Origin of the sequence: Diaphorobacter sp. HDW4B, from assembly GCF_011305535.1 — a bacterium.
Classification (GTDB): Bacteria; Pseudomonadota; Gammaproteobacteria; order Burkholderiales; family Burkholderiaceae_C; genus Diaphorobacter_A.
Window position 1 is genome coordinate 581,026 of record NZ_CP049905.1, and the last position, 26,109, is coordinate 607,134.

Genomic DNA, 26,109 nt, shown 5'->3' on the forward strand with positions numbered 1-26,109 from the left:
TTTTTATTCATTGAAAATCAACCACTTGCATTCTTAATTTCTGTATGCGGAATCACGTTTCTTGTATTGAGAAAAAATGCGGCACCGCAACATTTTCACGTTTCATATTACGGCATGATGACTTTGCATCGTGAAAAACGCAGCCCAAAAATTCCGGCGCTGCTGCTCCCTGCCGTCGCAACGCCCGTTTCTTCCCTCCCCCGCTTTCAGGCATGATGCCGAGGCGCAACACTCCATCGACTCTTGCGCGCGTTTGCCCGCCTTTTCAGACCCTCCACACACCCATGATCAGCCGCCCCGTTGCCTACTCGTGTCTGGCTTTGAGCATGATGCTCGTCGGAAGTTACGTCGCGCTGTCAAAACCACTGGCGGCCACCTTTCCGATCTTTCTTCTGGCGTGGCTGCGTTTCGGCATCGGCGTGATCGCCATGCCGCATTGGCTGCGCAAAGGGCCTGATGAGCCTGCAATGACCCGGCAGACGCGCTGGCTGCTGTTTCTTCAATCGCTCTTCGGCAATTTCCTGTTCACCATCTGCATGATTTCCGGCGTGAGCCTGACCAGCGCCACTTCGGCGGGCGTGATCATGGCGTCCATCCCCGCCTGCGTGGCCGTAATGAGCTGGCTGTTTCTGCGCGAACACATTGCCACCCGCACCTGGATCGCCGTGGTGTGCGCCGTACTGGGCATTGCGCTGTTTTCCTTCGCCAAGTCTGCACACTCTGAAATGGACGGTAATGCCACGGGCAAAAACCACCTCGAATGGCTGGGCTACACGCTGCTGGTGGCCGCGTCGCTCTGCGAGGCCGCCTATTCGGTGATTGGAAAGAAGCTGACTGGCGCTCTGGGGCCCAAGCGCATCACCTCGCTGATCAACCTATGGGGATTCACGCTGACCACCCCGTTCGGCCTGTACTTCGCGTGGCATTTCGACTTTGCCGCCGTGCCGGGCAAGATCTGGTTGCTGCTGCTGTTCTACGCCCTTGCCGCCTGCATGTGGACGGTCTGGCTGTGGATGACCGGGCTCAAGGTCGTTCCCGCTGCGCAGGGAGGCGTCTTCACCGTGCTGCTGCCGGTAAGCGCTGCACTGTTTGGCGTGCTGGTGCTGGGCGAGCACTTCACCCAGTTGCAGTTGATCGCCTTCGGCATCGCGCTGGCCAGCGTGGTGCTGGCAACGCTGCCCTCGAGAAACGCCGCAGCAGCAGCCCAGCATCACTGAGCCACCAATAGATACGCCGATCAGAGCTGCTTGGCACCGATCACGATGCCGTCGGCATCCGCATACAGCCACTCACCGGGACGCACCCAGACGCCGGAGATCAGCACGGTCACATCCGACTGACCTTCGCCGCGTTTTTCCGTCGGCAGCGGCATGAGCGCCAGTGCGCGAATGCCCAGCGGCGTCTCACGCAGTTCGGCAATGTCGCGCACCGCACCGTAGACCACGATGCCCGCCCAGCCGTTCTTGGCCGCCGTCGCCGCCACATTGCCGCCGACCAGCGCACGGCGCACCGAACCGCCGCCATCCACAACCAGCACGCGGCCATTGCCAGGCGTTTCGACTGCGGCTTTCACGCCGGAGTTGTCCTCGAAGCACTTCACCGTGGCGATCGGTCCGGCAAAGGCAGGCTTGCCGCCAAAGTCCTGAAACACCGGCGGGAGCACGCGAAACGCGCCCGTGTCGTCCCTGAGATGCGCATCGCAGAGGTCGCAGGTGCTGATGATCTGGGCTTGGGTAGATGTCATTTGTCTTGCTTCCTTCTGATGGGTTGATCGGTTGATCGGTTGATTGGTGAGGGGAATGAACAGACGAGAATGAATTCATCACTGTGCCATGAATCTCTCGCCATTGGAGCACCGCACAAGGCGCACAGCATGCCCGAGCAAACTTGCATTCAGCCGACACATCACGACCCAGTGCACCCGTCCTGGAGACCCGCTAGCCAGTTAGCCAGTTAGCCAGTTAGCCAGAGGAACCTCCGAGAGGAAAACCACGTCAATCCCCTCTGAAACCGCCTTTTCCGCGACAACTCCTCCGCAGGGTTTGTAACCAATGGTTAATTAGAGCCATCCATCAGAAGCCGCTTTCAGAGTGATGCTCCCGAATCCCCCTCTCGAACGGGCCATGCACCCCGCGCACCTTCAGAGGAGAAACCGCGCAAAGCCCATGCGAAACGCTGCACGCACCTTCTGTAGCCCACTGATTCACAAATGCCTATAAATCAGTATCTTGCGCATCACTTTGAGAGTGATACCTTCAGTGAGTTCACTCTGGCGCATGAAGAGGCCCCTCGTATTCATAGTCTCTGCCGACGCCGCTTGTGCGGTGCAAGGCGTACGCCCCAGAGGCCGCAAACCCTGCGGACAAGTATCTGACTATCAAAACCAGCGGAAACAAATGAAGGCAAAAAATCGTTTCCCCGCCTTGGAAACCCCATTTTTTCCCATTAGCATCGCCTCAGCCAGTGGAGCAGCAGGTGTTCGCTGGTGAGTCTTTTCACTATTTCTCGAACAAGGGATATCCAACATGGCAACTGCATCCAAGTCCACCGACAAGGCAGCACCCGCTAAGAAGCGCACACCCAACGCGGCATTCATGAAGCCTCTGACTCCCAGCCCCGCTCTGGCTGCAGTCGTTGGCTCGGCTCCGCTGCCCCGTACGGAGATCATCAGCAAGCTGTGGACCTACATCAAGGCCCACAATCTGCAAGATGCTGCCAACAAGCGCATGATCAACGCCGACGCCAAGCTCAAGGAAGTGTTCGGCAAGCCACAAGTCTCGATGTTCGAGATGGCTGGCCTGATCGGCAAGCACGTCAAGTAAGCACCCGAAGATTGCGGCAACCTTCAGGGTTGACGCCATCTCGAAAAGAACCGACCGGCTCATGGCCCGTCGGTTTTTTTTCGCCCGGACACTGGCTCCAGCCCTTGAATTCACGAGACATTGCGCAATAGTTACACAACATGAAGGTGATAAATATTGCGAATGCGAGAAATTCGCATTTATAATCAGCCTCAACACGTTTCTTCAACAAGCCAGCTAGGCCTCTTTGCATCATGATCGTCTGTGTTTGCCGCCGAGTCTCCGACCGCGAAATCGCACGCCATGCGCACGCAGGCATGAGCTTCGACGAAATTCAATTCGAACTGGGAGTCGCCACCCAATGCGGCCGCTGCGAGCAGTGCGCCCGTGATGTGGTGTCCCAGTGTTGCGCGTCCGGCCCCGTGGCGGCCCTGCACAACGAGACTGCGCCGAAGATGATCCAGCTTGCCAACTCCATTACAGAGAGCAAAGCATGGAATTCATCTCGACAATCGCAGGCAGTTTGATTCTTGTCGTGGGCTCGGTTTGGTGGGTTCTGCGCAAATAATCAACATTCTTTCGAATATCCGGCCGCTGACAGCGCTTGAGGATTCCCAAAGCGCCTGTTGGCCGCCTTTTCTATGTCCCAGATTGATCAAATAGACACCACAGCGCTTTCCGGTCGCAATACGGTGGTGGTCGGTTCCGTTTTGGCGCTTCACGTTGCTGCGCTGTGGGCCATTCAGGCGGGCATGGGCAACCATAAGCCGCCGGAAGTCATCACCCCAGTGCAACTGATCAGTGAGTTCATCACGGCTGCGCCGCCCGCTGCACCCACACCACCAGCGCCACCGGTTCCCAAGCCGCCACCACCCAAACCCGAGCCGACGCCTCCAAAGCCCGCGCCTACACCGCCCAAGCCCAAGGCACCCTTGCCCGCGGCGATCAAGGATCCAGCACCCTCGCCCAATGCGCCCACTGGCGCCGTGGACCCCGTGCCTCCTGCCCCACCGGCACCGCCCGCTCCTCCAGCGCCTCCGGCACCTGCTCCAAGCCCGGCTCCCGCCGCGCCAGCAGCTCCGGCCGCGCCCAAGATCGAGCTGCCTTCGAGCAATGCCGCCTATCTGAACAATCCATCGCCCGCCTTCCCTGCCGTCAGCCGACGTCTGGGCGAGCAAGGCAAGGTCACGCTGCGTGTGCTGATCAGTGCGCAAGGCCTGCCTGAGCGCGTGGAACTCGCCAAATCGAGCGGCTTCGAGCGTCTGGACAATGCCGCCATCGACACCGTCAAGCGCTGGAAATTCGTGCCGGGCAAACGCAATGGCGTTGCAGAGGCGATGGAATATCTGGTGCCCGTCAATTTCGTTCTTCAACAATAAATTTCGTTTCGCAGGAGCTGTTCCTCATGAATTCCCAATTTGGCATTGCCAATGTCTGGATACAAGGTGACTTCGTCACCCGGTTCGTCGCTGTTCTGTTGCTGGCCATGTCGCTGGCATCGTGGATCGTCATCATCGTCAAGGCGCTCGACATCTGGCGCTTCAAGAAGGACGCCAAAGTGGCCCGCGACTTCTGGCACAGCGAAGACTTCGCCGCCGGCATGACCAAGCTGGGCACCGATCCGAGCAACCCCTTCCGCATTCTGGCCCTCGAAGGCCGCGAGGCGACGGCTCACCACCGCAATACGCAAGCCCATCTGCACGACTCGCTGGACGTGAGCGACTGGGTCACGCGTTGCCTGCGCAACTGCATCGACGAATTCACCGCCCGCCTGCAATCGGGTCTGGCGATTCTGGCTTCCGTGGGTTCCACCGCTCCGTTCATCGGCCTGTTCGGCACCGTCTGGGGCATCTACCACGCACTGGTGGCGATCGGCACTTCCGGCCAGTCCACCATCGACAAGGTGGCCGGTCCCATCGGCGAGGCGCTGATCATGACGGCTCTGGGTCTGGCCGTGGCCATTCCCGCCGTGCTGGGCTACAACGCCCTGGTGCGCGGCAACAAGTCGATCCTGAACGGCCTCAACAGCTTTGCACACGATCTGCACGCCTACTTCGTGACCGGTGCCCGTGTCTCCTCACACGGCGAAACCGGCAAGGTGCTGCCGATCAAGAAGGGGTAATCCGCCATGGCTTTTGGCACACAGGACGAATCCGATGAAGTGATGAACGAAATCAACATGACTCCGCTCGTGGACGTCATGCTGGTTCTGCTCATCATCTTCATCATCACCGTGCCGGTGATCAAACACGCTGTTCCGGTGGACCTGCCGCGAGCCTCCAACACGGAGGAAGTTCTCAAGCCGGAAACCATCCGCCTGTCGGTCACTGCCGATGGCAAATTCCACTGGAACGAGCTGGACATCACCGACGAAGAGCTGGAGCCCCGTCTGGCAGCGGAAGCCCTCAAGGAGCCGCAACCCGACCTGCATATCCGTGGCGACAAAGACGTGCGCTATGAGCGCGTGGCGCTGGCCATGTCGGCTGCGCAGCGCGCTGGCGTCAAGAAGATTGGTTTCGTGACCGATCCCGCCAAGTAAGTCACTCGTTGACGCGCTCGCCCCAAACGCCCGGTCCTGCACCGGGCGTTTGCACTTCTGGCTGACTCAGGGCCTGACCGGATATCGGCTGGAGATGGCGATTCGATTCCACGCGTTGATCACGATGGCCAGCCATTCGACGCTAGCGATTTCCGCCGGATCGAGCACTGCGCTCGCAGCGTCGTAGACATCGTCCGGCACCTGCCCTTGCGACACCAGCGTCACCGCCTCCATGAGCGCCAGCGCAGCGCGCTCCTTGTCGCTGAAATATCCGGACTCGCGCCAGGCAGGCAACACACTCAGGCGATCTGCCGACTCGCCGACCGCCGCCGCATCCCGCGCATGCATGCGAACACAGAATGCGCACTGGTTGATTTGCGAAGCCCGCAGCTTGAGCAGATGGGCAAAGCCATCGCTCCAACCCGCGTCATGCGCCGCCTGAACAGCCAGTTGGTCCATCTCGGCCACGGTCTTGTACAACTGCGGCGATGCCTTGGAAAGATTGACACGCTCGGTCATGGAAACTCCTGAAACAAAGAAAATGCCATGGCAGACGTTGGACAGCCCATGAGTCCCAACGATCCAGAACCACCACGTTACTCCGCTTCGAATGCACTCGGCATACGGGCCAAAATCCCCGACCACCGGCTCCGGTCAACAGCGAAAAACAAGCGACACAAAATTTCTCAAATTATTTGTGGAATTTCGCTTGACGGATAAATGAGAACGGTTATCATTCATACATCGCAAACACAACGGAGAACCAACCGATGTCCGCCACATTCACCGCTTCCACAGGTAACGCCATGCTTGGCTCTGTCAACGCAGCTTTTGCTGGGCAGCGTGAATCGCGCCGTGTGGCCTCCAGCGCCTCGCAAACCATGAGCCATGTGGCCGAGAACGCATCGGTGGACAGCCGCAATCTGCTGCAAGGCCAGAAGGTTGTGACCATCGCCCACAACGGCGTGCTGTACCGTCTGCAGGCCACCAAGCTGGGCAAGCTGATTCTCACCAAATAAAGCAACGCCCTGCTCTCCAGAATTTTCGAAGTTTCATCGTGGGGCGACTCCAGGACCTAACTCCGGTCCGAAGGTCGTATTTGCCAGCCACCGAGTCCGCTCCATTAGCCAGGCGCTTTTTTCCACAAAAGCATTGACCCCACGATGGGCCGCAGTCCTTACGCACAGAGGTTGACTGCCACGCTTCTTCCCAATGAAAAACCGGCCACGGAGCGATCCGTGGCCGGTTTTTTCTTTTGGTTTGTCTCCTCCATGCATGCAGACCAGTGGTCTGCATACCGAAGCTTTTTGGGCTTGCAGGCCCGGATTACAGACCCAGGGCGGCGATGCCGGCCTTGGCGATCTGAGCGTCTTCGGTGGACTTCACGCCGCTCACGCCGACAGCGCCCAGGCACAGGCCGTCCTTCATGATCGGCACGCCGCCTTCGAGCAGACCGTCGATGGTCGGCGCGCTCAGGAACGAGGCACGGCCACCGTTGATCATCTCTTCGTACAGGCGGCTTTCGCGGCAGCCCAGAGCGGCAGTACGGGCCTTCGAAGGCGCGATGTGGGCCGACACGGGCGCAGCGCCATCCAGACGCTGGAACCACAGCAGGTGACCACCGTTGTCCACGATGGCGATTGCCACGTTCCAGTTGTTCTTGAGGGCTTCGGCCTCGGCGGCGGCGGCAATCTTCTTGATGTCGGAGAGTTCGAGAACGGCGCTGGTCTTCATGATTTGCTAGGGTGATCTGTAGGACGGCATGCCGAAACGGCACGTGCCCAAAGGGTGAACGATGCCCGAACGGAGCACCAGCCATGTGGCGCATCCGGGCGCGTGAACAATAAAGTGACTTAGAGAGCATACCCTGCACCCCGCCTTCGGGCTACCCACGCGGGGGTAAAAGAATCCAAACCAAAAAGTACGGGATCATGCGTGGGTATTGCAATGGGCTATGGTAGACGCCACCTAGAATTTACTTGCCTGCGTCTTGCAGGCTCCATTGGAGAAAACCACAAATGAATCCAGAAGTCACCAACTGGGGCTCCGCCTCCCAGGTGCTTTCGCAAGAAGAGCGCAACAAGGTGCTGCGCAACACCTATTGGCTGCTTGCGCTGAGCATGCTCCCAACGGTGCTGGGCGCCTGGATCGGCGTGTCCACCGGAATCACCCAATCGCTGCGCGGTGGCGTGGGCCTGATCGTGTTCCTCGTGGGCGCGTTCGGCTTCATGTACGGCATCGAGAAGACCAAGAACTCCGCTGCAGGGGTTCCCATGCTGCTGGGCTTCACGTTCTTCATGGGCCTGATGCTCTCGCGCCTGATCGGCATGGTGCTGGGCTTCAAGAACGGCTCCGAACTCGTCATGACCGCGTTTGCAGGCACTGCAGGCGTGTTCTTCGTGATGGCTTCGCTCGCCTCCGTGATCAAGCGTGATCTCTCGGGCATGGGCAAGTTCCTGTTCGTGGGCGTGCTGGTCCTGTTCGTGGGCTCGATCATCAACGTGTTCGTCGGCTCCACCGCCGGCATGATGGCCATCTCGGTCGCAGCCATCGCCATCTTCAGCGCCTACATGCTGTATGACCTCAAGCAGATCATGGACGGTGGCGAAACAAACTACATCAGCGCCACACTGGCGCTGTATCTGGACATCTACAACGTGTTCCAGAGCCTGCTGTCGCTGCTCGGCATCTTCGGCGGCGAGCGCGACTGAACGCGTTTTGCCCTGAAATGAAAAACGGCCTCCACTTCGGAGGCCGTTTTCTTTGGGAGATTCAAGATCAGGGCGTCACATCAAGCCAGCTCGAACACCGCCATGCTTTCGACGTGCGCCGTGTGCGGGAACATGTTGACCACGCCCGCCGCCACACAGCGGTAACCAGCCAGATTCACCAACAAGCCCGCATCGCGTGCCAAGGTGGCCGGGTTGCAACTCACGTAGACGATGCGCTTGGGCGGTTGCCAGTTCTTGCCGGACTCGGGCAGCGGTTCAGCGCCTTCCGCGCCAATGCGGGCCTGATGGATGTCAGCCAGCGCCTTGGCCAGCGCGAACGCGCCTTCGCGTGGAGGATCGACCAGCCACTTGTCGGCATTGCCGTCGGCGAACAGCATCTCGGGCGTCATCTCGAACAGATTGCGGGCGACGAAACTGGTCGGGGCCAGCTCCAGACCTTCGGCTCGCGCCGCATTGTTCTTGGCGTAGTTCTCGCGCGAACGGGCCACCAGCGCTTCCGCGCCTTCGATGCCCAACACTTCCCTGGCCTGCGTGGCGATCGGCAGAGTGAAGTTGCCAAGGCCGCAGAACCAGTCGATCACGCGCTCGGTCTTCTGTGCATCCAGCAGGCGCAGCGCGCGTGTGACCAGCACGCGGTTGATGTGCGGATTCACCTGCGTGAAGTCGGTCGGCTTGAACGGCATGTGGATGCCGAAGTCGGGCAGCGCGTAGGCCAGTTGTGTACCGCCGTCGTCAAGCAGGTGCACGGTGTCCGGACCCTTGGGCTGCAGCCACCATTGCACGTTGTACTGCTTGGCGAACTCGCGCAGCTTGGCGATGTCGCTGTCGGACAGCGGCTCCAGATGGCGCAGCACCAGCGCGGTCACCTCGTCGCCGCAGGCCAGCTCGATCTGCGGGCAGGTCTCGCGCGCCTGCATCGACGAGATCAGCGCGCGCATGGGCATGAGCATCGCATCCACATGCGGCGGCAGGATCTTGCAGGTTTCCATGTCGGCGATGTAGCGGCTCTTGCGCTCGTGAAAGCCCACCAGCACCTTGTCCTTCTTGGGCACGTAGCGCACCGACATGCGGGCGCGATAGCGGTAGCCCCAGGCCGGGCCTTCAATCGGACGGTAGATGGTCTCGGCCTTCACCTTGCCGAGGTGCCAGAGGTTGTCTTCGAGCACGCGCTGCTTGATCGCCACCTGCGCGGCCACATGCAAGTGCTGCATCTTGCAGCCGCCGCAGGCACCCGAATGCAGGCCGAAATTGGGGCAGCCGGGGCGCACACGCTGTGAGGATTCGTGGTGAATCTCCAGCAGGCTGGCTGCTTCCCAGTTGTTCTTCTTGCGATGCACGTTGGCAGTGACAATCTCGCCGGGCAGCGCGCCGTCGATGAAAACCACCTTGCCATCCGGCTTGCGGGCAACGCCTTGCGCATCCATGTCCATGGACGTGACTTCGAGCCAGCCGGGCGGCAGATCGGTACGCGCTTCGGGCATATTCGGGTCGATTTCGACCGATTCTTGATTCTTCGTGGGGGCACTCATAACCCGCCATTGTCTCAGAGCAGGCAAGCGCGTCGTCCGGGTATCCCTTTTTGATGGCAAGATCGAAGGTTTTGTGGGGTAACGCAAGGGCAAACCCCAAGTCGTAAAATCGGGACTATGAGCAACCCTCACTCCAATAAAGAAAGCACCGCAGCCGAAGTCGTCAAACCGACCAACTTCCTGCGCAACATCATCGAGTCCGATCTGGACAAGGGCACGTATGCCCAGCGCCACTGGGGCGGCAACCCCGGCGACGCGGCGCATCACCAGCAGGGTCAGGTCGATCCCGCGAAGATCCGCACCCGCTTTCCGCCCGAACCCAACGGCTACCTGCATGTGGGTCACGCCAAGTCCATCTGCCTGAACTTCGGCCTCGCCAAGGACTTCAGCGGCGTCTGCCATCTGCGCTTTGACGACACCAATCCCGAAAAGGAAGATCAGGAATACGTCGACAGCATCATCGACTCGGTGAAGTGGCTGGGCTTTGACTGGAAGGACCCGGACGGTCACGAGAACCTGTACTTCGCAAGCGACTACTTCGACTTCATGTACCGCTGCGCGGAGTACCTGATCGAGCAAGGCGTTGCCTACGTCGATGAGCAGTCCGCCGAAGACATGAAGGCCAACCGTGGCGACTTTGGCCGCCCCGGCGTGAACAGCCCGTTCCGCGACCGCACTGTGGCCGAGAACCTCGCCCGCTTCCGCGAAATGCGTGATGACAAGCTGCCCGACGGTGCCGCCGTGCTGCGCGCCAAGATCGACATGGCATCGCCCAACATCAACCTGCGCGACCCGGCCATCTACCGCGTGCGCCACGCCGAGCACCACAACACCGGCAACAAGTGGTGCATCTACCCGATGTACACCTTCGCGCACCCGATCGAAGATGCGCTGGAGCACATCACGCATTCGATCTGCACGCTCGAATTCGAAGACCAGCGTCCGTTCTACGACTGGCTGCTCGATCACCTGCGCGAAGGCGGCCTGATCGCTGCGCCGCAGCCGCGCCAGTACGAGTTCTCGCGCCTGAACCTGACCTACGTGATCACCAGCAAGCGCAAGCTCAAGCATCTGGTGGACAGCGGCATGATGACCGGCTGGGACGACCCCCGCATGCCCACCGTGGTCGGCCTGCGCCGCCGTGGTTTCACACCCGAATCGATCCGCAACTTCTGCGAACGCATCGGCGTGACCAAGGACTACGCGTGGATCGACTACTCCACGCTCGAAGGCTGCCTGCGCGAAGACCTGGAAAACAAGGCCCATCGCGCGATGGTGGTGCTCGACCCGGTCAAGCTCGAGCTGACGAACTGGGCCGAAGTGTTCGGCTCGGCCGATCACGTCGAGCAATGCGTTCTGCCCGCCCTGCCCCATGCCGCCGAAGGCGAAGTCGTGCCCGAGCGCCACTTCACCCTGGGCCGCGAAGTGTGGATCGAACGCGAGGACTTTGCCGAAGTCCCGCCCAAGGGCTACAAGCGCCTGTTCCCCGGCAACAAGGTGCGCCTGAAGGGCGGCTACGTGATCGAATGCACCGGCGCTGAAAAAGACGCCGACGGCAACATCGTTAAGGTGCTGGCCACCGTCGTTCCCGACACCAAGAGCGGCACGCCCGGCGCGGACAGCGTCAAGGTCAAGGCGGCGATCACGTGGGTGGGCGTGCAAGATGGCATCGAAGCCGAAGTGCGCCTCTACGACCGCCTGTTCACCGATCCGCAACCCGACGCGGGCGGCAAGGACTATCTGGCGCTGATGAACGCCGACAGCCTCAAGGTGGTCAAGGCCTACGTCGAGCCATCGCTGACGTCCGCCAAGGCCGATGACAAGTTCCAGTTCGAACGCTTCGGCTACTTCGTCGCGGACCGCAAGGACCACGCGGCGGGCAAGCCGGTGTTCAACCGCATCACGGGCTTGAAGGACAGCTGGGGCAAGTAAGTAAGCCACGCGCTCCCTCGAGGCAGCTTCAGGCCCGCTCCTTTGTTGGTGCGGGCCTTTTCTTTTTTCTTTTCGTTCCGTTTCGCTTCATTTCATTTGGGAACACGACACACATGCAGTTGCGCTTCCGCATGGAATGTCGTTTCTTGTCTACCATGGCAGGTCAACTGAGATCCAGCGGCAGCGTTGATGAGAGACAGGGCAACTGCCACCCGATACCACGACAACAACAAGGCCTTCAGGCCAAGGAATGCACCATGACGCTCATTGAAAAGTGGATGACTTCCAGCATTCATCTGACGGGAACCAGGAGACATCAAGGCGGGCAACCCAGCATGCGCTGGACCACATTGGCCTTGGCTGCAATGGTGTCGCTGACTGCTTGCAACGACGACAAGAAAACCCAAGCAACCGCCCCCGTGGCCGCGGAGCCCGCGAGTGCGGCCAGCGCTGCGCCACCGGCTATTGCCGCTACCCCCGCCCCGCCTGAAGCCGCATCCGTGGCCTACCAACTGCCTTCAGCCGATGTGCTCTACCAGATGGTCGCACCCATCGCGCTGTATCCGGACAAGCTGGTCGCACAGATCCTCGCAGCGGCCACCTATCCGAATCAGGTATCGGCAGTGGAGTCGTGGATCGCCCAGAACCCGCAGTTGATCAAGACCGACGCCCGCATCAAGGCCGCCAACGACCAGCCCTGGGATCCGTCGATCAAGGCGCTGACCCAGTTCCCGAACGTGGTGGAGCAAATGGCCTCCAACCTGCCCTGGACCACAGCCCTCGGCAAGGCCTACTACAACCGCCCGACCGATGTGCTCAACGCCATTCAGGTCATGCGCGAGCGTGCCAACAAGGCGGGCACACTCAAGTCTTCCAGGCAAATGAAAGTCGCCGTGGCCGCGCAGCCCACGCCGCTGGGCGACTACACGCCCTCGGCCGCCATGAATGCCAGCGACTACCCACCGCCCGTGATACCGCAGCCGGGCGAATACATCGAAATCACGGAGAACCAGCCGGACACCATCTACGTGCCGCGCTACGACCCAGCCGTCGTCTATGGCGATCCGTTGCCGGTGTACTCGGGATACAACTACGCCGTGCCGCCTGCGCCTGTGGTGGTATCCGGCGTGGAGTCGACGCCCGTCGTTGCGGGACTCATCGTTTTTGGCACCGGGGTCGTGCTCACGCAGATCATCGAACAGAATCCCTGGGGCTGGCATGCATGGAACATGCACTGGGGCCAGCGCGACACCAGCGCGCGTGGCTGGCACCCGGGCGAGCCACCGCCGCCTCCGGCAGCACGACCCGCCATCATCTTCAACAACACGACCTACATCTCGCGCTCTCCCAGCGTGGCGGAAAATGATCGCCGAGGCCATCGACCACCGCCCCCTGATCGCCCCGAGTTCCCCGTGCCACGTCCCGCAGATCGACCGGATTTCACGCACGACAACCGCAGCGCCGCAATGGCCTCCGGTGCAGCCGCCGCGGCGGCCGTGGGTGCCGTGGGTGCCGGTGCACTGTCCGCCACGCACGAGCGTCCCCGCGCCCCCCTTGGCAACATGACCATGGTGCCACCCAACGAACGCAACGCACCCATAGGAGACCCGCGCGTGGCAGGCATGCACGAGCGCCCCGTCCCCACAAACCCGCTGCCGTCGCACGCCCAACCAGCGCAGACGCTGCCCGATCAACAGCTTCAGGCACGCATGCAACAACAGGCGGCAGACCAACACCGCCAGCAGCAAGAGGCCCAACGGCGCGCCGACGAGCAGGCGCGCCAGCATCAGCTATTGCAGCAACAGCAAATGCAGGAGCAACAACACCAACGCAACGAGCAGGCACGTCAACAACAGATGCAGGCACAACAGGAGCAGCAACGCCAGCAGCAGGAACAGATGCGCCAGCACGCGCAGGAGCAAGCCCGTCAACAACAGCAAATGCAGGCTCAGGCCGAGCAACAACAACGCATGGCTCAAATGCAGCAGGAGCAACAACGCCAACAGCAAGAGCAGATGCGCCAACACGCGCAGGAGCAAGCCCGTCAGCAACAGCAAATGCAGGCTCAGGCCGAGCAACAACAGCGCATGGCTCAAATGCAACAGGAGCAACAACGCCAGCAGCAAGAGCAGATGCGCCAACACGCGCAAGAACAAGCCCGTCAGCAACAGCAAATGCAGGCTCAGGCCGAGCAACAACAGCGCATGGCGCAGATGCAGCAACAGCGCCAGCAGCAGGAACAAATGCGCCAACATCAGCAACAACAACAACAACAACAACAACAACAACAACAACAAGCCGAACAGCAACAACGCATGGCCCAACAGCAGCGTCAACAACAAATGCAGCAACAATCCCAGGGCATGGACGCTTCTCAGCACATGTCCCAGATGCGCGGGGGACGCAACAACGAACGGGAGCAGCGGGAGCGATGACCGCTCGTGATATCCACGCTGCACGGCAAACGCGTTTGCATTGCTGCTGCCCGTCACTCTGGTTCTCAAACCCGGCATACTGCGATGGCCGTTCTTGACCGCACTACCACTCATTGATGAACCGAGACCACCTTCCCGCTCCCACACCGCAGCGCCGCCAATGCGTGCAGGCGCTTGGTGCCTTCACCCTGCTCTCTGCCCTGCCCGCCTGGGCCGCCAGAACTCGCAATCCGGAACCCGACGCCAGCACGCTTGCGCTCTGGCCGCATGACAGCCGCGTGCCCGGTGGCGTGGCGCGGCTCTCGCTTGGTCCTTCGCCGCAGCGCCCCAAGGTCACGACGGGCGACTCGCAGGTGCTCGTGCTCGGCGATGTGATCGAGTGGACCGCCATCGTCGGCATCCCGCTTTCGGCCAGCGTGGGCGAGCATCACGCCAACGTGCAGACCGACAAGGGCACGCGCTCGCTCGACTACCAGGTACGCAGCAAGAAATACACCGAGCAGCGCCTGACGGTCTCCCCCAAGACCGTCGACCTCTCGCCCGAAGACAATGCCCGCTACGAGCGCGAGCGCGAGCATCAGCAAAAGGTCATGGCCTCGTTCAGCGAACCCTTTGCACGCGCTGCCGATCTGCACATGCGCGTGCCGGTGCCGGGGCGTCGCTCCAGCTCGTTCGGCCTGCGCCGCATCTTCAACGGCCAGTCACGCAATCCGCACAGCGGCATGGACATCGCAGCCGCCACCGGCACACCCGTGACCGCACCATTGCCCGGCCGCGTGATCGACGTGGGCGACTATTTCTTCAACGGCGGCACCGTCTGGCTCGACCACGGCGGCGGCCTGCTCACCATGTACTGCCACCTGAGCAAAGTGGACTGCAAGGTGGGCGACGAACTCAAGACCGGCGAAGCCTTCTGCAAGGTAGGCGCCACCGGCCGCGTGACCGGCCCGCACCTGCACTGGGGTGTGATGCTCAACCGCACCATGGTCGATCCGGCGCTGTTCATCGACTGAACACACAGCACGCACAGCGGAACCAATTCGCCCGCATGCGATCCAGACAAGTCACGTCACAATGACGGTCAACGCCGCGTCGGCCCTCCGAAAGTCACCTTCACTGACAGGAACGCCGCCCGTTTGCCGTTATGGTCCGCAACATCGTTTTGAAGAACAGGGAGTATTCATGAACCCATCCAAGCGCCTGTCGGCACGTCTCGTCCAACTGGCCTCCATCGCTGCCGCTGCGGCCATGCTCACCGCCTGTGCAGCCCCCGGCACCAATCCTCCGCCACCCCAACCAGCCCCCGTCGTGACCAACCCCACCACGCCCACACCGCCACCCGTCGCCGCAACGCCCGCGGCCAACGCTGCGCAACTGCTCACGCAATACACCTGGGCCATGGTGCAGGTGGTCGGTCCTGACGGCCAACAGCTCAGCAACTGGCTGGCTGCCGACAAGGGCGCGCCCGTCCTGCAGTTCAACAAGAACCAGGTCAACGTGCAGAACCTCTGCAACGTGATCAACTCCACTTACGCCACGAACCTGGACAAGGTCGACATCAAGCAGCCGATTTCCACCCTGCGCGCCTGCGTGGACGAGGCGAAGATGATGCTCGAACGCCGAGTGATGCTGCAGTTGCCATTGGCCCAGCGCTATGAAGTGCTCAACATGACCGATGGCTCGCCCATCCGCCTGAAGCTGTATTTCTCCGACGGCATGCGCTGGGAAATGATGGGCTCGCCCACACCCGAAACGCGCTTTGGCTCTGCCGGTGACCGCATCTTCCTGGAAGTCTGGCCCGAAAAAGTGGCTTGCAACAACCCCCTCATGCGCAACGCCAAGTGCCTGCGCGTGCGCGAGCTCACGTACGACAACAAGGGCATCAAGCGCACCAGCGGCGACTGGACCGTGCTGCAAGGCAACATTGAAGGCTATACCTTCGAGCCCGGTATCCGCAACGTGCTTCGCCTGAACCGCTATTCCATGGCGAAGAACGGCGTGCTGCCAGCAGATGCGCCACCGCACGCCTACGTGCTCGACATGATCGTGGAATCCGAACGCGTTCGCTGATCGCCCAAGCGCCACCGCAAACGACCTCAGGCCGGACTCCGCTGCAAGCGGGCTCCGGCCTTTTTCATGCCTGCAACCCGCATTCCATAAGAGCCTCTTATGAAATGACGAACAAGTTCTTGTTGGATGCCGCGCCCCGTCTCTGCCATCATGAATCCCGACAACTGCCAAATAACAGATTGCTAATGAATCATCGGCATCACGCCAGATGATTCGGTCGAAGCAAACGGTGCAACGGGAGACAACCCATGGATGCGAAGGTGGGCGAGATGAACGTCACAAGCCACAGTGCAGATAACCGTGCGGATCGCAATCGCCAGCACATGCTGGAGCGCATCGCCGAGGTGCGCGAGCTGGAGGAGCGCACCCGTGCCCGTTCGGCGCGTGCGGCCCATCAATTCCATGCGCAGGGCAAGCTGCTGCCACGCGAGCGGCTGGCCCATCTGCTCGATGCCGACCAGCCGTTCTACGAACTGATGGCACTTGCGGGCTACTGCAGCCTCGAAGACCCCGACCCCGCCACCAGCGTGCCCGGCAGCGCGCTGATCGTCGGCATCGGCCACATCAGCTGCGTGCGCTGCATGATTGCGGTGAACGATTCCGGCATCAGCGCCGGTGCCATGCAATCGCTCACCGGCCAGAAAATGATTCGCGCGCAAGAAATCGCGCTCGCCCAGAAACTGCCCTTCGTGCAACTGGTGGAAAGCGCTGGCGGCAATCTGCGCAAGTACCGCGTGGAGCGTTTCATGGTCGGCGGCGGCATGTTCTACAACCTCGCGCGGCTCTCCGCTGCGGGGCTGCCGGTGGTGTCGCTGATTCACGGCTCTTCTGCAGCCGGAGGTGCGTATCTGCCGGGCCTGTCGGACTACGTGGTCATGGTGCGCGAACAGGCGCATGCCTATCTCGCAGGCCCATCACTGCTCAAATCCGCGACCGGCGAAGAAGCCAGCGACGAAGAACTCGGCGGAGCCGACATGCACGCCAGCACATCGGGTCTGGCCGACTACGTGGCCGACAACGACCTCGACGGCATACAGCGCGTGCGCTCCATCCTGCAGCAGATCGCATGGAACGAAGCGCCCGCAGCGCCGTTCGCCGAACCGGCCCAGAGCGCCGAAGACCTTCTGCAGATCATGCCCGCCGACAGCCGCACGCCCGTGGACATGCGCGAGGTGATTGCCAGACTGGTCGATGCGCCCGGTTTTCACGCCTTCAAGGAGCAGTTCGGCGCGCCCACCGTGTGCGGCTACGCAGCCATCGAAGGCCACGCCGTCGGCATACTCACCAACAACGGCCCGCTCGACAGCGACGGTGCCAACAAGGCCGCGCAGTTCATCCAGCTGTGCGTGCAGCTCGGTCGTCCGCTGGTCTTTCTGCAGAACATCACCGGCTTCATGGTCGGCACGCAGCACGAGCAAGCCGGCATCATCAAGCACGGAGCCAAGCTGATCCAGGCGCTCTCCAACGCCAGCGTGCCGCGCTTCACCATCATGTGCGGAGCCTCGTACGGCGCGGGCAACTACGGCATGTGCGGCCGCGCTTTCAAACCCGATCTGCTGCTGTCCTGGCCCAACTCCAAGACCGCCGTGATGGGCGGCGAACAAGCCGCCATGACCATGCGCCTCGTCGCCGAAGCCTCGGCCCGCCGCAGCGGCAAAGCCATCGACGAAGCCGCGTTGCAAGCCGAAAGCGACGCCATCGTGCGCACCTTCGAATCGCAATCCGGCGCCATCCACACCAGCAGTCTGCTGCTCGACGACGGCGTGATCGACCCCCGCGAAACCCGCGCCTGGCTTGGCATGGCGCTGGCAACCACCGCGCAGGCCAAGGCCCGCGAACTGCATCCCGTGCAGTTCGGCGTCGCACGTTTCTGAGCTTTCCCTCTTCGTTCGGACTCGCCACACAGGGGACGAGTCCGTGCTTCCCACATCTCAACATCAGGAGACACACACCATGATGACACCCGAACACATCGCCCTGCAGGACAGCGTGCGCAAGCTGATCGAACGCGAGATCGAACCGCATGTCGACGAGTGGGAAGCCGCAGAAATCTTCCCGGCGCACGAGGTTTTCAAGAAGCTCGGTTCAGCCGGATTTCTCGGCGTGAACAAGCCGGTGGAGTTCGGCGGCATGGGCCTCGACTACACCTACGAGATCGCGTTCTGCGAAGCCATCGGCAACATCAGCTCGGGAGGAGTGGGCATGGCGATTGCCGTGCAGACCGACATGGCCACGCCCGCGCTCACGCACTTTGGCTCGGACGAATTGCGTGAAGAGTTTCTCAAGCCGACGGTGGCCGGTGACAAGGTGGTCTGTCTGGGCGTGTCGGAATCGGGCGCGGGCTCGGATGTCGCGTCGCTCAAGACCACGGCGCGGCGCGACGGCGATGACTACGTGATCAACGGCTCCAAGATGTGGATCACCAACGGTCTGCAGGCCGACTGGATGTGCCTGCTCGCCAACACCAGCGAGGGCGACGTGCACCGCAACAAGTCGCTGATCTGCCTGCCGCTGCGCGAGAACGGCCAGTTGCGCAAAGGCATCACGATGAACAAGATCAAGAAGGTCGGCATGTGGGCTTCGGACACCGCACAGGTGTTCTTCGACGACGTGCGCGTGCCGGTGCGCAACCGCATCGGCGAGGAAGGCAAGGGCTTCACCTACCAGATGCGGCAGTTCCAGGAAGAGCGCCTGAGCGGTGCCACGCGCCGCGTCACCGCACTCAACAACGTGATCGACGAAACCATCGAATACACGCGCCAGCGCAAGGCATTCGGCCGCTCGATTCTCGACAACCAGGCCGTGCACTTTCGCCTGGCCGAGCTGCGCACCGAGGTCGAAATGCTGCGTTCGACCATCTACCGCGCAGCGCAGGTGCACATGTCGGGCGGCGACATGACGGAGCTCACTTCGATGTCCAAACTCAAGGCCGGTCGCCTGTGTCGCGAGGTCACCGATTCGTGCCTGCAGTACTGGGGCGGCATGGGCTTCACGTGGGAGAACAAGGTCTCGCGCGCATGGCGCGATCTGCGGCTGATCTCCATCGGCGGCGGTGCCGACGAAATCATGCTGACCATCATCTGCAAGCACATGGGCATTCTGCCCAAGCGTGCAGCCTGAGCTATCCGTCCAACCATCGTTCATCGCGAGCAAGAAAGCAGGTCCACTCCATGCGCTTCGACACCTTGCTGATCGCCAACCGCGGAGAGATCGCACTGCGCGTGATCCGCACGGCGCGGCGAATGGGCATTCGCACCGTCGCCGTGTATTCCGATGCGGACGCCGACAGCCCGCACGTGCGTGCCGCGCACATGGCAGTGCACATCGGCGCTTCGTCTGCCGACCAGAGCTACCGCAACATGGCCGCCATCATCGATGCCTGCAAGCGCTCGGGCGCGCAGGCCGTGCATCCGGGTTATGGCTTTCTGTCGGAAAACGCGGATTTCGCGCAGGCTGTGGTCGATGCGGGCCTCGTCTTCGTCGGCCCCACGGCGCGGGTGATTTCTCTCATGGGCCACAAGGCGCAAGCCAAGATCACCATGCAGGCGGCGGGCGTGCCGACCGTGCCCGGTGAACAAGGCTGCACCACCGTCGCGCAGATTCAGGCAGCGGCGCAGAAGATCGGCTTTCCGGTGATTCTGAAAGCCGCAGCCGGTGGCGGCGGGCGCGGCATGCGCGTGGTGCGCGATCCGGCCGAACTGCCCGAGATGTTCCGTCAGGCGCAGTCCGAAGCGGCCAGCGCATTTGGCTCGGACGACATTATCATCGAGCGCGCCATCGAGCAAGGTCGCCACATCGAAGTGCAGGTGCTCTGCGACGAGCAAGGCACCTGCCTGCACCTCGGCGAGCGCGACTGCTCGACGCAGCGACGCTTTCAGAAGCTCATCGAAGAAGCGCCCTCGCCCGCCGTGAGCGACGCCTTGCGCCAGCGCATGGGCGAAGTTGCGCGCAAGGCCTGCAGCGCCATCGGCTACACAGGCGTGGGCACGCTGGAGTTTCTGCTCGATGCCGACAAGGAGCATTTCTACTTCATGGAGATGAACACGCGCCTGCAGGTCGAGCATGGCGTGACGGAACTCGTGACCGGGCTCGATCTGGTCGAGCAGCAACTGCGTGTGGCGCAGGGCCTGCCGCTCACCTTCGGCCAGCAGGACGTGCAGATGCGCGGTCACGCCATCGAGGTGCGCGTGTGCGCCGAAGACCCTTGGCAAGGCTATCTCCCGCAGGTCGGCATGTTGGGCGACTGGCAATTGCCGGACGGCATTCGCGCAGATTCGGCGCTGCAAAGCGGATCGGTGATCTCGCCCTTCTACGACTCCATGATCGCCAAGCTGCTGGCCCATGCCGACACGCGTGACGCCTGCGCGAACAAGCTGCGATTGGCTTGCGAAGAAACCACCGCGCTCGGCGTGCGCACCAATCTCGGATTGCTGCAGCGCTGCCTGGCGCACCCGCGCTTTCTGGCGGGCGAGGTAACGACCGATTTTCTCGGCAAGCAGGATTTGAAAAGTGCCGAATGGCAGCACGAACCGTCACACCACACGCACGCTTCTGCAGCCCTGCTGCTGAGCGGAATCGGCTTGGCCAAACCCAGCACAAAGCTCGCCAGCGACCGCCACGATGGCCGCAGCCTGTGGATGCGCGATGCGACATCGGCCTCCGCAACCACCCTGCATGAGTGCACCGTGCTGCATGGTGATGCGGCGGGCTCGTTGCTGCTGCAATGCCGCGCGGGTTCGCCACCAGCACGCAGCAAATCCAAGGAGCGCACACAGGCAGAACCTACGGTAGCCCAGCCGTGGCACATCAGCAATCTGCACAGTTCAACGGACGCATCCGGCCACAGCGGCAGCCTGAGCTTTGCGCTCGATGGCATCTGGCGCACCACGCATTGGTATCGCGATGCCGACGAACAACTCTGGATTCAGGACCGCGCCGACAGCTTCGTCTTTGAACGTGTCACGCGCTTTGATTCCGGCGGCGATGCTTCGGGCAAAGGCGGTCAGCTCAAAGCACCGATGAGCGCCCGCGTGATCGCGGTGTTTGTCAAGGAAGGGCAGCAGGTTGCCAAAGGCGAACCGCTCGTCGTGCTCGAGTCCATGAAGATGGAAATGCCCATGCTCGCGCCCTTTGCCGGTCGCGTGGAGCAACTCAACATCGCCATGGGCGAACAGCTCAACGCCGGGCAGGTGATTCTGGAAGTCGTGGCGCAGGACACGGCAAGCAAGGAGCAGTCATCATGAGTCATCCATCCACGACATCGCAGCGCACCGTGCTGATCGGCGGCGCATCGGGCTTCTGGGGCGACTCGCAGATCGCCGTGCCGCAGTTGCTCGCGCAGCCCGGTCTGCAATACCTCGTCTTCGACTACCTGGCCGAAACCACCATGTCGATTCTGCAGCGCGCCAGACTGCGCACGCCGGAGCTGGGCTACGCCACCGACTTCGTGACCACCGCGCTCGCACCGCATCTGCAGACCATCAAGCAATGCGGTGTGCGACTGGTCACCAACGCGGGCGGACTCAATCCCGCCGGATGCCGCGACGCGATTCTCAAGATCGCTGCCGAGCAAGGCATTGCGCTGAAGATCGCCATCGTCACCGGCGACGATGTGCTGGAGCAGCAATCGCAATGCCAGCCTTGGCCCGGAGAAGCCAAGCCCGAGCAACGCCCCGCGCTCCTCTCGGCCAACGCCTATCTGGGCGCAGAGCCCATCGCCCGCGCGCTCGATGCGGGCGCGGACATCGTGATCACTGGTCGCGGTGTGGACAGCGCGCCGCTCGTGGGCATCGCCATGCACGCGTTCGGCTGGACGCACACGCAATACGACGAACTAGCGCAGGCCAGTCTGGCGGGTCATCTGATCGAATGCGGCGCGCAGGGCTCGGGCGGCTTGTTCACCGACTGGGAGCAAGTGCCCGACTGGTCCGACATCGGCTACCCGCTGGTGCAGATGGACAGCGACGGCAGCTTCGATCTGTTCCAGCCCAAGGGACACGGCGGCCTCGTCACGCGGCAGACGGTCGGCGAACAACTGCTCTACGAGATCGGCAATCCAGCGCGCTACGAACTGCCCGATGTGATCTGCGACTTCACGCAGGTGCGCATCGACGACGTGGCCGGGCATGCAAACCAAGGCGGTCGCGTGCGCGTCAGCGGTGCGCGCGGCACGACTCCCGGCGATCACTACAAGGTCACCGCCACCTACAACCAAGGCTGGCACATCGCGATCATGATGGCGATTCGCGGACAGCGCGCCATTGCCAAGGCCGGGCGCACCGCGCAGGCGCTGCTCACCCGCACACGCAGCCTGATGCAGCAAGCGGGATTCGCGGACTACGGCGAAACGCTGGTCGAGCTGCTGGGTGCCGAGTCGATGTACGGCCCGCACCGCCGCGTCTTCGAAAGCCGCGAGATCGTGCTGCGCATCGCCGCGCGCCATGATGACAAACGCGCCCTCGCCTTTCTGCAGAAAGAGGCGTCATCCGCTGGCACATCGATGGGGCCGGGAACACGCAGCCATTTCGGTGGTCGATCCGATGTGCAGAGCGTGATCCGCACCACCTCGTTTCTGATTCCCAAACAGGCCGTGAATGTGCAATGGCAGGTCGGCGGGGATGACACGGTGCACAGCGTGTCGGTCCGACTCGCAGAGCCGCAATCAAACACGCATGCGACAGCCGATCACACCACTGCACCACCGCGCTCCAACGCACAACGCACGCAACGCATCACCGTCGGCGACATCGCCCATGGCCGCAGCGGCGACAAGGGCGACGACGCCAACATCGGCCTGATGGCACGTGCGCCGCAATGGCTGGCGCTGCTGCGCGAACAGGTCACAACAGATCGTGTGCACGACTACTTTGCGCATCTGATGACAGGCTCGGTCACGCGTTACGACCTGCCCGGAATCGGTGCGGTGAACTTCGTGCTCAAGCAAGCGCTCGGCGGTGGCGGCTCGTGCAGTCTGCGCTCCGACCCGCTCGGCAAATGCTACGCGCAGATGCTGCTCGACATGGAAATCGACTGCCCCGTGGACTTGCTTCCCAGCGGCAGACATTGAGCCCCCGAAAACCCAGCACCGTTCCCGCGCCGTCATCAAAAGTGCATCCCACCCCCCATCGCAAGGAGACCCGTCATGAAGCAGAACAGCACGCATCGCACAAGCACCAACGAGAGCCCCCGCTGGTCGCGCCGCGACTGGTTGCAATGCACCGCTTCGGCCGGCCTTGCATCCCTGCTGCTGCCGCAATCGCTGGCGGTCTGGGCCAATGATTTCAAGCTCGACAAGCCGGTCCGCATCATCGTCGCGTATGGCGCAGGCGGCGCATCGGACAGCATCGCGCGCTATGTGGGGGATGCGATTGCGCAGCGCGGCGGCAAGCCGGTCGTGGTCGAAAACAAACCGGGAGCGGACGGCAACATCGCTGCCGAATACGTGGCGCGTGCTCCTGCCGATGCCTACAACCTGTTGGTCTCCGGCTCGTCCACGCATGCGGCCAATTCGACCATCTACAAGAAGCTGGGCTACAACCCACTGACCGATTTCACGCCGCTGGCCAACATGGCCTCCACCCCATATGTGATGATCGTGAACCCCAAGCGCATCACGCAGACCAGTGCTGCCGAATTTCTTGCGTGGGCGAAGAAGGAAGACAAGCCGCTGTCGTTTGCCAGCGCCAACGTGGGCGGACGCATCGCAGGCGAGCGCTTCAAGCAGCTCACAAAAATCAACGCGGTGAACGTGCCCTACAAGAGCAGCGCGCAGGCGATGACGGACCTGATCGGCGGGCAGTTCGACTTCTACTTCTGCGACATGGTGACTGCGCTCCCGCAGATCAAGGCAGGCAATGTGCGCGCGCTGGCGCTGTCTGGCAACGAGCGCGTGCCCAGCCTGCCCGATGTGCCGACCGTCGCCGAGTTGGGCCACGTCGGGTTCGACGTGAGCTCATGGATCGCCATCTGGAGCGCCAGGGCCAGCACGCCCGCCAATGTGTCCGCAGCGCTGTCGCAATGGATCGGCGAAGCGCTGGCCGCGCCCGCAGGCAAAGAATTTCTGCTGAGCAAGGGCCTCGTTCCCACGCCCGTCACGCCCGACTACCTGAGCATGCTGCAGGAGCGTGATACGCGCCTGTGGGGCAAGATCATCATCGATGCAGGCATGCAGCAACCGTGATGGCAAACGCCTTTTCCACTAACGCGGAGCCATCAGATGCAGCACCTTCGCAGCACTCTCGTTGATCGCATCGTTGCGCCAATACAGATGGAACTGCATGGCGGGCAATGCGGGCAGATGCACCTGCGTGTCCAGCACGCGCACGTCGGGCGCGAGCATCTCCACCGTGCGCGCCGTGATGCCCAGACCCGCACGCAGCGCCGCGCGAATGCCAGCCAACGTCGATGTCTGAAACGCGCTGTGCCAAGCCATGTCGGCGTCGGTCAGCGCCTGCACCATGCTGTCGCGAAACGGGCAGGCGTTGTCCATCAGGATCAGCGGCACGGAACTTCCTGCCTGATGCCGGTAACGCAGCCCCGCAATCCATGCCACGGGCGAGGTACGCAGCAGCAGATGCTCAAAGTCGGCATGCGGCACGATGTCCAGCATCAGGTCGATATCGCCCTTGCGCAGCGCCGCGCCCAGCCAACGGCTTTGCGCGACCTTGATGTCGATGCTCAGGTTGGGAAAATTCTCGGCGCAGATTTCGAGATAGGTCGGCAGCAGCGTGTCCACCGCATCGGCGCAAGCGCCGATCTTCACCGACTGACGGCTCTCCTGCGTGGTGATCACGCGGTAAGCCTCGTCGTTGAGCGTGACCATGCGCCGCGCATATTCCAGCAGCCGCATGCCTTCGGTGGTGAGCCGCTTGTTGCGCCCGACGCGCTCGAACAGCGCGCAGCCCACGACCTCTTCGAGCTTGTGCATCTGCTGCGAGACAGCGGCCTGCGTGCGAAAGACTTTCTCCGCCGCGTTGGTGAAGCTCTCGCGCTCGGCCACGGCCACAAAAGTGCGCAGCTGGCCGATGTCCAGATTGCGAACGCTCATGCCGCCACGCGCCCTGCCGTGTCGTGTTCAGCCCCCGAGCCATCAAGCATGCACACAGTCTCTCCTTTGAAAATGCAACGACAGACACCACTGCAAATGCGCAGTCTGACGACAGCTTTCGATTTCATTGTAGTGCGCAGACCTTCTCTCGCAGATGGAGAAATCACATGACAACCAACAGCACAGAAGACTGGGTGATCGCGACGCGCCAGGGCGCTGTATTCAACATCCACCTCAATCGCGGAGAGTCGCGCAACCCGCTCGGCGGCGGCATGGTGCCGGCCATGTCGGCCGCGCTGCACGATGCCACCCAATCGCCCGAGGTGCGTGTGATTCTGTTCACTGCGGCTGGCCCTGCGTTCAGCGCGGGCGGCAATCTGGGCAATATCCACGACCGGCTCAGCGAGCCCATGGGCACGGATGGTCGCGACCCGGTTGCGGCTGGCAACCGGCAATATGGCGAGTTCCTCACGCAGCTCGTCCACTGCCCCAAGGTGACCGTCGCGAGCGTGCAAGGCGCGGCCATGGGCGGTGGCGCGGGGCTTGCCTGTGCGGTCGATATTTCCATCGGCTCGCCTGTCGCCAAGTTCGGCTTTCCCGAAGTCACCATCGGACTGGTGCCGGGGCAGATCCTGCCCTTCGTCGCGGCACGCCTTGGCTTGCAGACCGCTCGCAGACTGGTGCTCACGGGCGAGCGCATCGATGCCAAAGAAGCGCATCGCATCGGCCTGCTCGACTATCTGGCCGACTCGCCCGAGACGCTGCCCGAGAAGACGCAGGAAGTGCTGCGCCACCTCATCGCCGCAGCGCCGAACGCGAGCGTGGTCACCAAACGCATGCTGTCCTGCGTGCCGCTTGCGCCACTCGCGGGCAATGCCGATTTGCCCACGTATCTCGACGCCGCATCGCATTGGTTTGCATCGCAGATGCGCACCGAAGCCGTCGAAGGCGTCACCGCTTCACGCGACAAGCGCGCCGCAAGCTGGAACCCGACACAGGCATGAATGCGCCTGCCAACAACAAAG

General features: G+C 62.2%; 23 protein-coding genes. 18 read left to right on the forward strand and 5 right to left on the reverse strand.

Annotated features, from left to right (window positions below):
* Window positions 1–284: 284 nt before the first annotated feature.
* The gene (locus G7048_RS02730) at window positions 285–1,217 is read left to right on the forward strand and encodes a DMT family transporter (RefSeq protein WP_166066680.1); all 933 of its coding nucleotides are present in this window, start codon (window positions 285–287) and stop codon (window positions 1,215–1,217) included.
* 20 nt (window positions 1,218–1,237) lie between these two features.
* Here the strand turns inward: G7048_RS02730 and rraA are convergent, their stop codons facing one another.
* Window positions 1,238–1,744 carry a ribonuclease E activity regulator RraA gene (gene rraA, locus G7048_RS02735; RefSeq protein WP_166066681.1) on the reverse strand — a complete coding sequence of 169 codons (507 nt, stop codon included), beginning with the start codon at window positions 1,742–1,744 and terminating at the stop codon, window positions 1,238–1,240.
* Window positions 1,745–2,525: 781 nt separating this feature from the next.
* Between rraA and G7048_RS02740 the strand changes: the two genes are divergently transcribed.
* From G7048_RS02740 to G7048_RS02760, 5 genes are all read left to right on the forward strand, one after another.
* Complete coding sequence (locus G7048_RS02740) at window positions 2,526–2,822, forward strand: SWIB/MDM2 domain-containing protein (protein ID WP_166066682.1); 297 nt, start codon at window positions 2,526–2,528, stop codon at window positions 2,820–2,822.
* Window positions 2,823–3,055: 233 nt separating this feature from the next.
* Window positions 3,056–3,328: a bacterioferritin-associated ferredoxin gene (locus tag G7048_RS02745; RefSeq protein ID WP_166066683.1), complete on the forward strand. Its 273-nt coding sequence runs from the start codon at window positions 3,056–3,058 to the stop codon at window positions 3,326–3,328.
* 114 nt (window positions 3,329–3,442) lie between these two features.
* Window positions 3,443–4,180 (forward strand): energy transducer TonB, encoded by a 738-nt coding sequence (locus tag G7048_RS02750; RefSeq protein ID WP_166066684.1) that lies wholly within the window; start codon window positions 3,443–3,445, stop codon window positions 4,178–4,180.
* A 26-nt stretch (window positions 4,181–4,206) separates the two neighbouring features.
* A complete protein-coding gene (locus G7048_RS02755) occupies window positions 4,207–4,923 on the forward strand; it encodes a MotA/TolQ/ExbB proton channel family protein (RefSeq protein WP_166066685.1) in 717 nt (238 codons plus the stop codon).
* A 6-nt stretch (window positions 4,924–4,929) separates the two neighbouring features.
* A complete protein-coding gene (locus G7048_RS02760) occupies window positions 4,930–5,340 on the forward strand; it encodes a biopolymer transporter ExbD (protein WP_166066686.1) in 411 nt (136 codons plus the stop codon).
* Between the two features lie 66 nt (window positions 5,341–5,406).
* On the opposite strand, the gene G7048_RS02765 is transcribed toward G7048_RS02760, so the two are convergent.
* Window positions 5,407–5,859: a carboxymuconolactone decarboxylase family protein gene (locus G7048_RS02765; protein ID WP_166066687.1), complete on the reverse strand. Its 453-nt coding sequence runs from the start codon at window positions 5,857–5,859 to the stop codon at window positions 5,407–5,409.
* A 251-nt stretch (window positions 5,860–6,110) separates the two neighbouring features.
* Between G7048_RS02765 and hemP the strand changes: the two genes are divergently transcribed.
* Entirely contained in the window at window positions 6,111–6,359 is a 249-nt protein-coding gene (hemP, locus tag G7048_RS02770; protein WP_166066688.1) for a hemin uptake protein HemP, read from the forward strand.
* 307 nt (window positions 6,360–6,666) lie between these two features.
* On the opposite strand, the gene G7048_RS02775 is transcribed toward hemP, so the two are convergent.
* On the reverse strand, window positions 6,667–7,074 hold the full coding sequence (locus G7048_RS02775; protein ID WP_166066689.1) for a heme-binding protein: 408 nt from the start codon (window positions 7,072–7,074) through the stop codon (window positions 6,667–6,669).
* Between the two features lie 284 nt (window positions 7,075–7,358).
* Here G7048_RS02775 and G7048_RS02780 point away from each other — a divergent pair, with 284 nt between their 5' ends.
* Window positions 7,359–8,051: a Bax inhibitor-1/YccA family protein gene (locus G7048_RS02780; protein WP_166066690.1), complete on the forward strand. Its 693-nt coding sequence runs from the start codon at window positions 7,359–7,361 to the stop codon at window positions 8,049–8,051.
* An 80-nt stretch (window positions 8,052–8,131) separates the two neighbouring features.
* On the opposite strand, the gene rlmD is transcribed toward G7048_RS02780, so the two are convergent.
* Window positions 8,132–9,601, reverse strand: a complete 1,470-nt coding sequence (rlmD, locus tag G7048_RS02785; protein ID WP_166066691.1) for a 23S rRNA (uracil(1939)-C(5))-methyltransferase RlmD — start codon at window positions 9,599–9,601, stop codon at window positions 8,132–8,134.
* A 117-nt stretch (window positions 9,602–9,718) separates the two neighbouring features.
* On the opposite strand from rlmD, the gene G7048_RS02790 reads away from it, so the two are divergent.
* The 9 genes from G7048_RS02790 (at window position 9,719) to G7048_RS02830 (ending at window position 24,217) form a co-directional block, all read left to right on the forward strand.
* Window positions 9,719–11,533: a glutamine--tRNA ligase/YqeY domain fusion protein gene (locus G7048_RS02790; RefSeq protein ID WP_166066692.1), complete on the forward strand. Its 1,815-nt coding sequence runs from the start codon at window positions 9,719–9,721 to the stop codon at window positions 11,531–11,533.
* A 257-nt stretch (window positions 11,534–11,790) separates the two neighbouring features.
* Window positions 11,791–13,968: a DUF3300 domain-containing protein gene (locus G7048_RS02795; RefSeq protein ID WP_166066693.1), complete on the forward strand. Its 2,178-nt coding sequence runs from the start codon at window positions 11,791–11,793 to the stop codon at window positions 13,966–13,968.
* 116 nt (window positions 13,969–14,084) lie between these two features.
* The gene (locus G7048_RS02800) at window positions 14,085–14,981 is read left to right on the forward strand and encodes a M23 family metallopeptidase (protein WP_166066694.1); all 897 of its coding nucleotides are present in this window, start codon (window positions 14,085–14,087) and stop codon (window positions 14,979–14,981) included.
* A gap of 169 nt (window positions 14,982–15,150) precedes the next feature.
* The gene (locus G7048_RS02805) at window positions 15,151–16,038 is read left to right on the forward strand and encodes a DUF4377 domain-containing protein (protein ID WP_166066695.1); all 888 of its coding nucleotides are present in this window, start codon (window positions 15,151–15,153) and stop codon (window positions 16,036–16,038) included.
* 248 nt (window positions 16,039–16,286) lie between these two features.
* The gene (locus G7048_RS02810; RefSeq protein WP_305793257.1) at window positions 16,287–17,912 is read left to right on the forward strand and encodes an acyl-CoA carboxylase subunit beta; all 1,626 of its coding nucleotides are present in this window, start codon (window positions 16,287–16,289) and stop codon (window positions 17,910–17,912) included.
* A 79-nt stretch (window positions 17,913–17,991) separates the two neighbouring features.
* A complete protein-coding gene (locus tag G7048_RS02815) occupies window positions 17,992–19,158 on the forward strand; it encodes an acyl-CoA dehydrogenase family protein (RefSeq protein ID WP_166066696.1) in 1,167 nt (388 codons plus the stop codon).
* Window positions 19,159–19,208: 50 nt separating this feature from the next.
* Window positions 19,209–21,281 carry a biotin carboxylase N-terminal domain-containing protein gene (locus tag G7048_RS02820; protein ID WP_166066697.1) on the forward strand — a complete coding sequence of 691 codons (2,073 nt, stop codon included), beginning with the start codon at window positions 19,209–19,211 and terminating at the stop codon, window positions 21,279–21,281.
* Entirely contained in the window at window positions 21,278–23,104 is a 1,827-nt protein-coding gene (locus G7048_RS02825) for an acyclic terpene utilization AtuA family protein (RefSeq protein WP_166066698.1), read from the forward strand. The genes G7048_RS02820 and G7048_RS02825 overlap by 4 nt, the downstream gene beginning before the upstream one ends.
* Window positions 23,105–23,179: 75 nt before the next feature.
* Complete coding sequence (locus G7048_RS02830; RefSeq protein ID WP_166066699.1) at window positions 23,180–24,217, forward strand: tripartite tricarboxylate transporter substrate binding protein; 1,038 nt, start codon at window positions 23,180–23,182, stop codon at window positions 24,215–24,217.
* Window positions 24,218–24,235: 18 nt separating this feature from the next.
* Here G7048_RS02830 and G7048_RS02835 read toward each other — a convergent pair whose 3' ends face one another.
* Window positions 24,236–25,084: a LysR family transcriptional regulator gene (locus G7048_RS02835; RefSeq protein WP_166066700.1), complete on the reverse strand. Its 849-nt coding sequence runs from the start codon at window positions 25,082–25,084 to the stop codon at window positions 24,236–24,238.
* A 167-nt stretch (window positions 25,085–25,251) separates the two neighbouring features.
* Between G7048_RS02835 and G7048_RS02840 the strand changes: the two genes are divergently transcribed.
* Window positions 25,252–26,088 carry an enoyl-CoA hydratase/isomerase family protein gene (locus G7048_RS02840; protein ID WP_166066701.1) on the forward strand — a complete coding sequence of 279 codons (837 nt, stop codon included), beginning with the start codon at window positions 25,252–25,254 and terminating at the stop codon, window positions 26,086–26,088.
* The last annotated feature ends 21 nt before the right edge of the window (window positions 26,089–26,109 follow it).

Coding starts and splice junctions, on each gene's coding strand:
- G7048_RS02730 (WP_166066680.1), top strand. CDS start 285: ATGATCAGCCGCCCCGTTGCCTACTCGTGTCTGGCTTTGAGCATGATG.
- rraA (WP_166066681.1), bottom strand. CDS start 1,744: ATGACATCTACCCAAGCCCAGATCATCAGCACCTGCGACCTCTGCGAT.
- G7048_RS02740 (WP_166066682.1), top strand. CDS start 2,526: ATGGCAACTGCATCCAAGTCCACCGACAAGGCAGCACCCGCTAAGAAG.
- G7048_RS02745 (WP_166066683.1), top strand. CDS start 3,056: ATGATCGTCTGTGTTTGCCGCCGAGTCTCCGACCGCGAAATCGCACGC.
- G7048_RS02750 (WP_166066684.1), top strand. CDS start 3,443: ATGTCCCAGATTGATCAAATAGACACCACAGCGCTTTCCGGTCGCAAT.
- G7048_RS02755 (WP_166066685.1), top strand. CDS start 4,207: ATGAATTCCCAATTTGGCATTGCCAATGTCTGGATACAAGGTGACTTC.
- G7048_RS02760 (WP_166066686.1), top strand. CDS start 4,930: ATGGCTTTTGGCACACAGGACGAATCCGATGAAGTGATGAACGAAATC.
- G7048_RS02765 (WP_166066687.1), bottom strand. CDS start 5,859: ATGACCGAGCGTGTCAATCTTTCCAAGGCATCGCCGCAGTTGTACAAG.
- hemP (WP_166066688.1), top strand. CDS start 6,111: ATGTCCGCCACATTCACCGCTTCCACAGGTAACGCCATGCTTGGCTCT.
- G7048_RS02775 (WP_166066689.1), bottom strand. CDS start 7,074: ATGAAGACCAGCGCCGTTCTCGAACTCTCCGACATCAAGAAGATTGCC.
- G7048_RS02780 (WP_166066690.1), top strand. CDS start 7,359: ATGAATCCAGAAGTCACCAACTGGGGCTCCGCCTCCCAGGTGCTTTCG.
- rlmD (WP_166066691.1), bottom strand. CDS start 9,601: ATGAGTGCCCCCACGAAGAATCAAGAATCGGTCGAAATCGACCCGAAT.
- G7048_RS02790 (WP_166066692.1), top strand. CDS start 9,719: ATGAGCAACCCTCACTCCAATAAAGAAAGCACCGCAGCCGAAGTCGTC.
- G7048_RS02795 (WP_166066693.1), top strand. CDS start 11,791: ATGACGCTCATTGAAAAGTGGATGACTTCCAGCATTCATCTGACGGGA.
- G7048_RS02800 (WP_166066694.1), top strand. CDS start 14,085: ATGAACCGAGACCACCTTCCCGCTCCCACACCGCAGCGCCGCCAATGC.
- G7048_RS02805 (WP_166066695.1), top strand. CDS start 15,151: ATGAACCCATCCAAGCGCCTGTCGGCACGTCTCGTCCAACTGGCCTCC.
- G7048_RS02810 (WP_305793257.1), top strand. CDS start 16,287: ATGGATGCGAAGGTGGGCGAGATGAACGTCACAAGCCACAGTGCAGAT.
- G7048_RS02815 (WP_166066696.1), top strand. CDS start 17,992: ATGATGACACCCGAACACATCGCCCTGCAGGACAGCGTGCGCAAGCTG.
- G7048_RS02820 (WP_166066697.1), top strand. CDS start 19,209: ATGCGCTTCGACACCTTGCTGATCGCCAACCGCGGAGAGATCGCACTG.
- G7048_RS02825 (WP_166066698.1), top strand. CDS start 21,278: ATGAGTCATCCATCCACGACATCGCAGCGCACCGTGCTGATCGGCGGC.
- G7048_RS02830 (WP_166066699.1), top strand. CDS start 23,180: ATGAAGCAGAACAGCACGCATCGCACAAGCACCAACGAGAGCCCCCGC.
- G7048_RS02835 (WP_166066700.1), bottom strand. CDS start 25,084: ATGAGCGTTCGCAATCTGGACATCGGCCAGCTGCGCACTTTTGTGGCC.
- G7048_RS02840 (WP_166066701.1), top strand. CDS start 25,252: ATGACAACCAACAGCACAGAAGACTGGGTGATCGCGACGCGCCAGGGC.